Genomic DNA, 8,033 nt, shown 5'->3' with positions numbered 1-8,033 from the left:
CCTCACCATCCATCGCCAACCTCCAAAAGTTAGCGTTGAATCTGATTTGCGCCTCAAAGGGAATCCCAAACCATTAATTTGTCACTACAGCCTAATCACCTCAGAACGTTACGCCCGGCAATGCGGCCCGAAAACAGGCAGCCGCCCAGGAAGGTGCCTTCCAGCGCCTTGTAGCCATGCATGCCGCCGCCGCCAAAACCGGCGGCTTCGCCTGCGGCATAAAGGCCGGAAATAATCTGTCCGTCGCTTCCCAGCGCCTGCCCCTTGAGATTGGTTTCCAGCCCGCCCAGCGTCTTGCGGGTGAGGATATGCAGGCGAACGGCAATCAGCGGGCCATGGGCGGGATCGAGCAGGCGGTGCGGGCGGGCGGTACGCATCAGCTTGTCGCCCAGATAGGCGCGTGCGCCGCGAATGGCGGTGACCTGCGCATCCTTGCCGAAGCTGTTGTCGATCTGCCGATCGCGTGCCTCGATCTGGCTGCGAAGGCGGGCGGCATCCAGCCGGTTTTCGCCGGTCATGGCGTTCATCGCCGCCACCAGATCTTCCAGCGTGGAGCGCACGGCGAAATCCTCGCCCCGTTCCATGAAGGCCTTGACCGGTGCGGGCGGCTCTTTGCCCAGCCGCTTCAGCAGCAGACGGATATCCTTGCCCGTCAGGTCCGGATTCTGCTCCGAGCCGGACAGCGCGAATTCCTTGCGAATAATGTCCTTCGTCAGAATAAACCAGCTGTAGTCACTGTTGCGCGCCCTCAAGATTTTCAGGGTTTCCAGCGTATCGAAGCCGGGCAGCGCCGGTGCGGGCAATCTCTCGCCATCGGCATCGCACCAGAAGGAGGATGGACCGGGCAGGATGCGGATGCCATGGCCGGGCCAGATCGGATCGTAATTTTTCAGCCCCTCGGTATAGTGCCACATGCGGTCCGGATTGATCACCCGCGCTCCGGCAGCCTCGGAAATCGCCATCATCCGCCCATCGACATGGGCGGGCACGCCGCAGACCATGGAGGCTGGCGGCGTGCCGAGCCGTTCCACCGGCCAGTTCTTGCGCACCAGATCATGATTGCCGCCAATGCCGCCGGAGGCCACGATGACGGCGCCCGCTTCAAGCGCAAAGTCACCGGTTTCCGCGCGGCTGCTTGCCTCACCTCGCGCCACCGGGTCGTCGGCGAGCCGCATGCCAGTGACACCCGTGACCGCACTGCCGCTTTGCGTCAGATGATCCACCCGAAGCCGGAAGCGGAAGGTTATGCGCCCCTGCTCCGCCAGCGCCCGGGCCTCTTTCACGAAAGGTGCCAGCACGCCGGGGCCAGTGCCCCAGGTGACGTGAAAGCGCGGCACGGAATTGCCGTGACCATGAGCAAGCGCCCCGCCCCGCTCGGCCCAGCCCACCACTGGAAACCAGCGCATGCCCTTGGCATGCAACCAGGCGCGCTTTTCACCCGCGGCAAAATCAAGATAGGCCTCCGCCCATTGCCGGGGCCAGACATCGTCTTCACGATCGAAACCGGCGGAGCCGAACCAGTCCTGCCGGGCGAGATCGAGGCTGTCGCGCACTCGAAGACGGCGCTGTTCGGGACTATCGATGAAAAACAGCCCGCCGAGCGACCAGAAGGCCTGACCGCCCAGATTCTGCTCCCCCTCCTGATCGACAAGGCAGACACTGAGGCCCCGCTCAGCAGCCTCCACCGCCGCCACCAGCCCCGCAAGCCCTGCCCCCACCACGATAACGTCATAGGTCTCCATGCTTCCTCCCAGATGCAAAGAGATTTACTTTTACGAAAACGTCAATGGAACGCAAGCTGAAGCTGCAAGGCCGTCTTTATACCAAGGCTCGAAGATGCTGACGCATCCTCGCCTTTAAGAGATTTCGAAAAGGGAATACGAAATGTCATCTTCAATGACTCTTCGTATGACATCCCACACCTGGATTGGCTGCTATTTTTCGGTGAGTTTCAGCTCGATCCGACGGTTTTGCGCACGAGCCTCAGGGCTGTCGCCGGGGGCGATGGGCTGGAACTCGCCAAAGCCGGCCGCCGCCAGCCGGTCCGCCGGAACGCCCTTGGAAATCAGGAATTTCACCACGGAAATGGCGCGCGCCGAAGACAGCGCCCAGTTATCCGGATAGCGGCCATTGCCGGAGAGCGGCACGTTGTCGGTGTGGCCGTCCACGCGCAGCACCCAGTTGATATCCGGCGGAATCTCGCGTGCCAGATCGACAAGGGCGGCAGCCAGCTTGCTCATCTCATCCAGCCCTTGCGGATTGAGATCGGCGCCGCCGGAGGGAAAGAGCACTTCCGACTGGAAGACGAAACGGTCGCCAACAATGCGGATATTCTGGCGGTCGGACAGGATTTCCCGCAGGCGTCCGAAGAAATCGGAGCGATAGCGGTTCAACTCCTGCACCCGCTGCGCCAGCGCCACGTTGAGGCGCCGCCCGAGATCGGCAATCTTGGCCTGCGAGGACTGATCGCGCGCTTCAGACGCCTGAAGCGCCTGCTCCACCGCCGCGATCTGCGCCCGCAATGCGGCAATCTGCTGATTCAAAAGCTCGATCTGGCTCATGGCACGGGCGCTGACCTGCTGCTCGTCATTGAGCTTGCCGGTCAGATCGTTGATCTTCGCCTCGGATTGCGCCGCAGCACCGCTGCCGCTATCCAGCAGGCTTTGCAGCCGTGTGCGCTCGCTTTCGGACTGGGCGAGCGAGGATTGCAGATTGGCGAGCGTGTCTTCCAGATCCTGCTTGCCGCTCTTTTCCAGCGCCAGCAATTGGGTAAGTTCGGCGATCTGGTTGTTCAGCCGGTTCAGCACCTCATCCTTGCCGGTGATTTCCCGGCTCAGGACGAACTGCGCCACCACGAAGACGGTGAGCAGAAACATGATGGCAATGAGCAGCGTCGACAGGGCATCGACGAAGCCCGGCCAGTAATCGCCGCCCTTGTCCCGTCTGCGGTTGCGCGCCAGAGCCATTATTTGCTCCCGAGCTTGTCGTTCAGCCGCTCCAGCGTCTTGCGCATGGCGCGTGCATCTTCCTGCTGCGCCTCGATCCAGTCCCGCAGCATCTGCTGCTCATTGCGCATGTTCTTCACAAGGCCCTGAATGCTTTCCGCCAGACCGGCAATGGCTGCCGCCGAGCGATCGGCCCCGGTTGCGCCGGGCTGAGAGATACGTCCCAACTGCTCCACCAGACGGTTGAACTGCTCCGGCGCCATGCCGCCGACCCGCGCCCTGTCGGCAGGGTCGGCGCCGACATCGGTGACGGAGGAGAGCCAGTTTTCAAGCTCGGTGTAAAAGCGGTTCTGGGCGCGCCCTGCCTGCAGATCGAGAAAGCCGAGGATAAGCGATCCGGAAAGGCCGAGCAGCGAGGAGGAAAACGCCGTGCCCATGCCGGAAAGCGGCGCCGACAGGCCGTTTTTCAGCGTCTGGAGAATGTCATTGCCTTCGCCGGAGCCCGGATCGAGCGACTGGATGACACTGCTGATCGAGCCGATCGTACCGATCAAGCCCCAGAAGGTGCCGAGAAGGCCGAGAAACACCAGAAGCCCGATGAGATAACGGCTGGTATCGCGCGATTCATCAAGCCGGGTGGCGATGGAATCGAGAATGGACCGCAGCAGCGTGGCCGAAAGGGCGATGGAGCGGCGCTTGCCGATGAGCGCCCGCATCGGCGCGAGCAGCTTCGGCTCACGCCCCACCTTTTCAATCTCACCCACGGTCTGGAAATGGTTGAACCAGCGTACTTCCCCGATCAACCCGACGATATGGGCGAAGATCAGGATGATGCCGACGGCGAGAACGCCGAGAATAAGGCCGTTCAGCCCCGGATTGGTATAGAAGGCCTGCTCCGCCTGCCGGAACAGGATGGCGGCAATGAAGCCCACCAGAATAAGAAAGATCAGCATGGTCAGGATGATCGGCGCAGGGCTCGACAACTTGGCCCCCACCCGTGCCCGCGTCTCATCAGGCGCGTCCACATTGATCTCGTTCATCTCTGCCATGGTCACCACTGCCTATTTAAGGGTTTCGCCCGGAAGCTAGTTCAAATTCATGACGAAATGAAGCAAAAAGCCATACTATCCTACTGCATAATTCCTTGAACCGGAATCGATTAAGGATAAAATTATGCAGCAGATTTAAAGTGTTACAGCGTCCTTTGTGCCTTTGATAAAACGCCCGGCGCTGTAGCCTCAAGCCTTGGGCAGCGGACGGTTCACCACTTCCAGCAGTGCCTTCTGGATATATTCATTGCCGGCCACCACTTCACCGGTGCCGACGGCATCGGGGCCGCCCTTGAAATCGCTGACGAAGCCGCCGGCTTCGCGGATCAGCAGCACGCCGGCAGCGATGTCCCAGGCATTCAGGCCATTTTCCCAGAAGCCGTCAAAGCGGCCGCTGGCGACATAGGCGAGATCCAGCGAGGCCGAACCGAGGCGGCGAATGCCAGCCACTTCACCCATCACATGCCGAAGCTCGATCAGCGACTTGCCGTGATTGCCGCGGCCCAGATGCGGCACGCCGCAGCCGATGACGCAATCGGAGAGAACCCGGCGGGCCGCCACGCGGATGCGGCGATCGTTCATGAAGGAGCCGCCGCCCTTCTCCGCCGTGTAAAGCTCGTCCGTGGCCGGATTGAACACGACGCCCGCGACGATATCGCCATTGCGCTCCAGCGCGATGGACACGGCGAACTGCGGAATGCCGTGCAGGAAATTGGTGGTGCCGTCCAGCGGGTCGACGATCCAGCGATGCGAGCCGTCAGTGCCCTTGATCTCCTCGCCTTCTTCCCCGAGAAAGCCATAGGTGGGCCGTGCCTTGAGCAATTCGTCCCGCACCAGACGCTCGGCCTTCATATCCGCCTGGGAGACGAAATCGCCCGGGCCCTTCACCGAGACTTGCAGGTTCTGGACTTCGCCGAAATCGCGCGTCAGGGATTTTCCGGCCTTGACCGCGGCCTGAACCATAACATTGAGAAGGGCTGAGCGGGCCATGTGTGACGTCCTTGATGTCTCGATTTTGCGGCGTGGCCGGGCTCCGGGTCAATCCCGGAGCGGCGGAGAAGGTCGCGGGAAAACGACAGGCCGGTTCAAGACCACAAAAAACGGCAGATTTCAAGGGGCGGCGGTCGTTCCGGGTGCAGCCTCCGGCTGATCGCCCTTGGCAGGGGCATCGTCGTCGTCATCCATGGCTACGGAAGGATTAAGCGAAACTCCGGGAAGATCCTTGATTTCGCCGGGCCGTGGCTGATTTTGCGGCTTTGCTTCAGCGGCGGCTTTCGGGCTGTTGGCCGGCGTTTCAGCCTTGCCGCCGCGCTCGCGCTGATTGGCGCGGAATTTATTGGCCGCTTCCAGCGCCTGTTTCTGCTGGCTGTCCGGCAGGCCGAGATAGAAATCCTCCAACCCCGGATCGTTCAGCCCCGCCCGGCGGGACAGGATATACCACTTGGCCGCCTCGACCGGATTGGGTCTGGTGCCGAGCGCCAGCACATAGGCATGCGACAGACGGTTTTGCGCCGAGACATTGCCGCGAATGGCGGCAATCCGCAGCCATTTGAACCCGCCTTCCAGATCGATAGGGCCTTCAATGCCGTTGATCAGCCAGATACCCATATCGAGCTGGGCGGTATCGAAGCCGGAGCGGGCGGCGCGTTCCAGATAGCTGCGGGCCTTAGCGCGCTTTTCCTGCGGCAGGCCCGGCAGGCGGCGGTAGATCTGCGAAACGGCATATTGCGCATCGGCAATGCCCTGCTCGGCGGATTTTTCATAATAGGGCAGCGCCTCGCGCAGCCCCTTCTCGCCCGGCGTGCGTGACACGAGGATCTGGCCCCAGTTGAACTGGGCCGAGGCATTGCCCGCATCGGCGGCCTTATGCATATACTCTTCCGCCAGCGGCCTGTCAGGCTGCACAAAGCGGCCCTCCATCAGCATCAGCGCGTATTTGAACATGGCGGAGGGATCGCCTCCCTTGGCCGCCTCGCCATACCAGAAGGCAGCCCCCTTCATGTCGCGCTTGACGGCGAGGCCCCGGCTGATCAATTCGCCGATCAGCGTCTGGGCGGCTGGATCGCCTTTCTGGGCCAGCGGCAGCGCCTTGTCGAAGGCCGTGCCGAACAGGCCGCGCTGGAAGGCGCCATAGGCCTCGTCCACCTTGCCCGCAAAGGGCTTTTCCGGCGGCAGATCCGGCAAGGGCAGGCCCATGCGCTCCATCAGGGTAATGCCGCCTGCGGGCTGATCGGCGCCGTTGGACGGACGCTGCATCTTGCCCGCTTCGCCCGAGGGAGGCGGCACGGTGACGAGGCTCGGCACGCTCACATCCTGCCCCGGCGCGGTCTCGTCCTCAGAGACCGGCTCAAGCGGGGCCGCATCCTGCACCTGCGCAAGCGCCATGGGCGCGGCGAGACACGCCGACAGCAAAAAGGGTGCAGAACTCAGAAGGATGCGAAACGACATGAAAGGGTTCAATCTTCAAACCGTGGCGCTTTTTCGTCAAGCAGCGCATTTACTTCCGCCAGCACCGCCGCTGCCCGGGCAGGATCGGCAAACACCGCCTTGCCAAGCGCTGCGAACTCTGCGCCCGTCTCGGCAATGGCCAGCGCCGATTGCGGGTCCGTGCCGCCCATGACGATGCAGGGAATCTCGATCATGGCCGACCACCATTCGCCCAGCGCCAGGTTCTTGGAATGGGCTTCCGGCTTGATATCGCCATCCAGCTTGCCGAAGAACATGTAATCCGGCCCGGCTTCGCCCAATTCCAGCGCCTGATGGCGATCCATGGCGCCACTGGCGCCGACGATGAGCTTCGGCGTGAATTTTTCGACCGCCTCGGCCAGGACATCCGCCTTGCCAGTGATGTGCAGGCCATCGGCCTTGGCGCGGCCTGCGACACGGCTGTTATCCACCACCAGCGCTGCGGCCCCGGCCTTCTGCACGTCCGGAACGACCGCTTCGGCGCGCGCCTGGAAGTCGTGATCGTTCAGCCCGTATTGCGGCAGGATGACGGATGCCGCATCGCCGCCCCGCAGGGCATCGGCAATGATGCGGGCATACTCCGCCGGTGCATCCGGCAGATCGGGCGCGATGAGAACGAGGCGGCAGCGATTGTCTGGTCCGGTCATGGAATAATCCGTCTTGCTGAATGTCGGGCAACGAAGCATCTCGCCCCCTCGCCAGAAATCCGATAGACCGGACTGGCAAAAGGATCAACACCGGAGCGGCATCAGAGCCGCCGGCAACAGCGGCCTCTGGACCCTAATCATGATGTTCGACAGTCATTTCCTGCTGATCGCCGTGATCGCAGTCACGCTCGTGGGGCTTTCCAAGGGCGGGCTTGGCGGCGCCTTCGGGCTGATGGGCGTCCCCATTCTGGCCATGGCGGTGCCGCCCCTGCAGGCGGCAGCCATCTTCCTGCCGATCCTGATCGCCATGGATTGGGTGGCGCTTTATGCCTGGCGCCACCATAACGACCGGCGCACAATACTCCTGATGCTGCCTGGCGCACTGGCGGGGATTGCCATCGGCTGGGCCACGTCGGCACTGGTCTCCGGAGAAGCCATGCAACTGGTGCTGGGCGCCATCACCATCGTCTTTGCCGGACGCTATTTCTGGAATCGTTTAAAGGGGCGCGGACATGATGACGGGCAAGGCACGCGGCATCATGCGGGAAAGGCTAGTCTCTGGGGCGCCATTTCCGGCTATGGCAGCTTCGTCGCCCATGCAGGCGGCCCGCCTTTCGAAATCTATGCCCTGCCGCTGAAGCTCGATCCCAAATCCTATACCGGGGCCAGCGTGCGTTTCTTCGCCATTCTCAACGCCGTCAAGCTCATTCCCTATATTGCGCTGGGCCAGCTCGATCTTGCCAGCTTCAAGGTGTCGCTGAGCCTGCTGCCACTGGCCCTGGTCGCCACGCTGATCGGCGCGCGGATCGTCCGCCGCATGCCAGCCACCACGTTCTACCCCATCGTCTACGCCATGACGCTGCTGGCCGGGCTGAAGCTCTTCCGGGACGGACTGGTTGTATTCACAGTATTTTAGGCGTCGTTGA

General features: G+C 62.4%; 6 protein-coding genes and 1 pseudogene. 1 reads left to right on the top strand and 6 read right to left on the bottom strand.

Features of this window, described 5'->3' with window-relative positions; genetic code table 11:
• Positions 1 to 95 precede the first annotated feature (95 nt).
• The 6 genes and pseudogenes from QO005_RS22185 to QO005_RS22160 all read right to left on the bottom strand — a co-directional run bounded on the left by QO005_RS22185 (position 96) and on the right by QO005_RS22160 (position 7,107).
• Positions 96 to 1,742, bottom strand: a complete 1,647-nt coding sequence (locus QO005_RS22185; RefSeq protein ID WP_307160207.1) for an FAD-binding dehydrogenase — start codon at positions 1,740 to 1,742, stop codon at positions 96 to 98.
• 192 nt (positions 1,743 to 1,934) lie between these two features.
• Positions 1,935 to 2,966 carry a peptidoglycan -binding protein gene (locus QO005_RS22180; protein ID WP_307160206.1) on the bottom strand — a complete coding sequence of 344 codons (1,032 nt, stop codon included), beginning with the start codon at positions 2,964 to 2,966 and terminating at the stop codon, positions 1,935 to 1,937.
• The gene (locus QO005_RS22175) at positions 2,966 to 3,985 is read right to left on the bottom strand and encodes a flagellar motor protein MotA (protein ID WP_370878139.1); all 1,020 of its coding nucleotides are present in this window, start codon (positions 3,983 to 3,985) and stop codon (positions 2,966 to 2,968) included. Before QO005_RS22175 ends, QO005_RS22180 begins: the two co-directional genes overlap by 1 nt.
• 198 nt (positions 3,986 to 4,183) lie before the next feature.
• Positions 4,184 to 4,984, bottom strand: coding sequence for an inositol monophosphatase family protein (locus QO005_RS22170; RefSeq protein WP_307160204.1), 801 nt, complete (start codon positions 4,982 to 4,984; stop codon positions 4,184 to 4,186).
• Between the two features lie 336 nt (positions 4,985 to 5,320).
• Positions 5,321 to 6,442: pseudogene (locus tag QO005_RS22165) on the bottom strand (tetratricopeptide repeat protein); the annotation flags it as partial.
• A gap of 8 nt (positions 6,443 to 6,450) precedes the next feature.
• On the bottom strand, positions 6,451 to 7,107 hold the full coding sequence (locus tag QO005_RS22160) for a thiamine phosphate synthase (RefSeq protein WP_307160202.1): 657 nt from the start codon (positions 7,105 to 7,107) through the stop codon (positions 6,451 to 6,453).
• A 139-nt stretch (positions 7,108 to 7,246) separates the two neighbouring features.
• Here QO005_RS22160 and QO005_RS22155 point away from each other — a divergent pair, with 139 nt between their 5' ends.
• Positions 7,247 to 8,023, top strand: coding sequence for a sulfite exporter TauE/SafE family protein (locus QO005_RS22155; protein ID WP_307160201.1), 777 nt, complete (start codon positions 7,247 to 7,249; stop codon positions 8,021 to 8,023).
• The last annotated feature ends 10 nt before the right edge of the window (positions 8,024 to 8,033 follow it).

Origin of the sequence: Allorhizobium paknamense, from assembly GCF_030815125.1 — a bacterium.
Taxonomy (GTDB): domain Bacteria; phylum Pseudomonadota; class Alphaproteobacteria; order Rhizobiales; family Rhizobiaceae; genus Allorhizobium; species Allorhizobium paknamense.
This window is presented reverse-complemented; position numbering and strand designations above follow the sequence as displayed.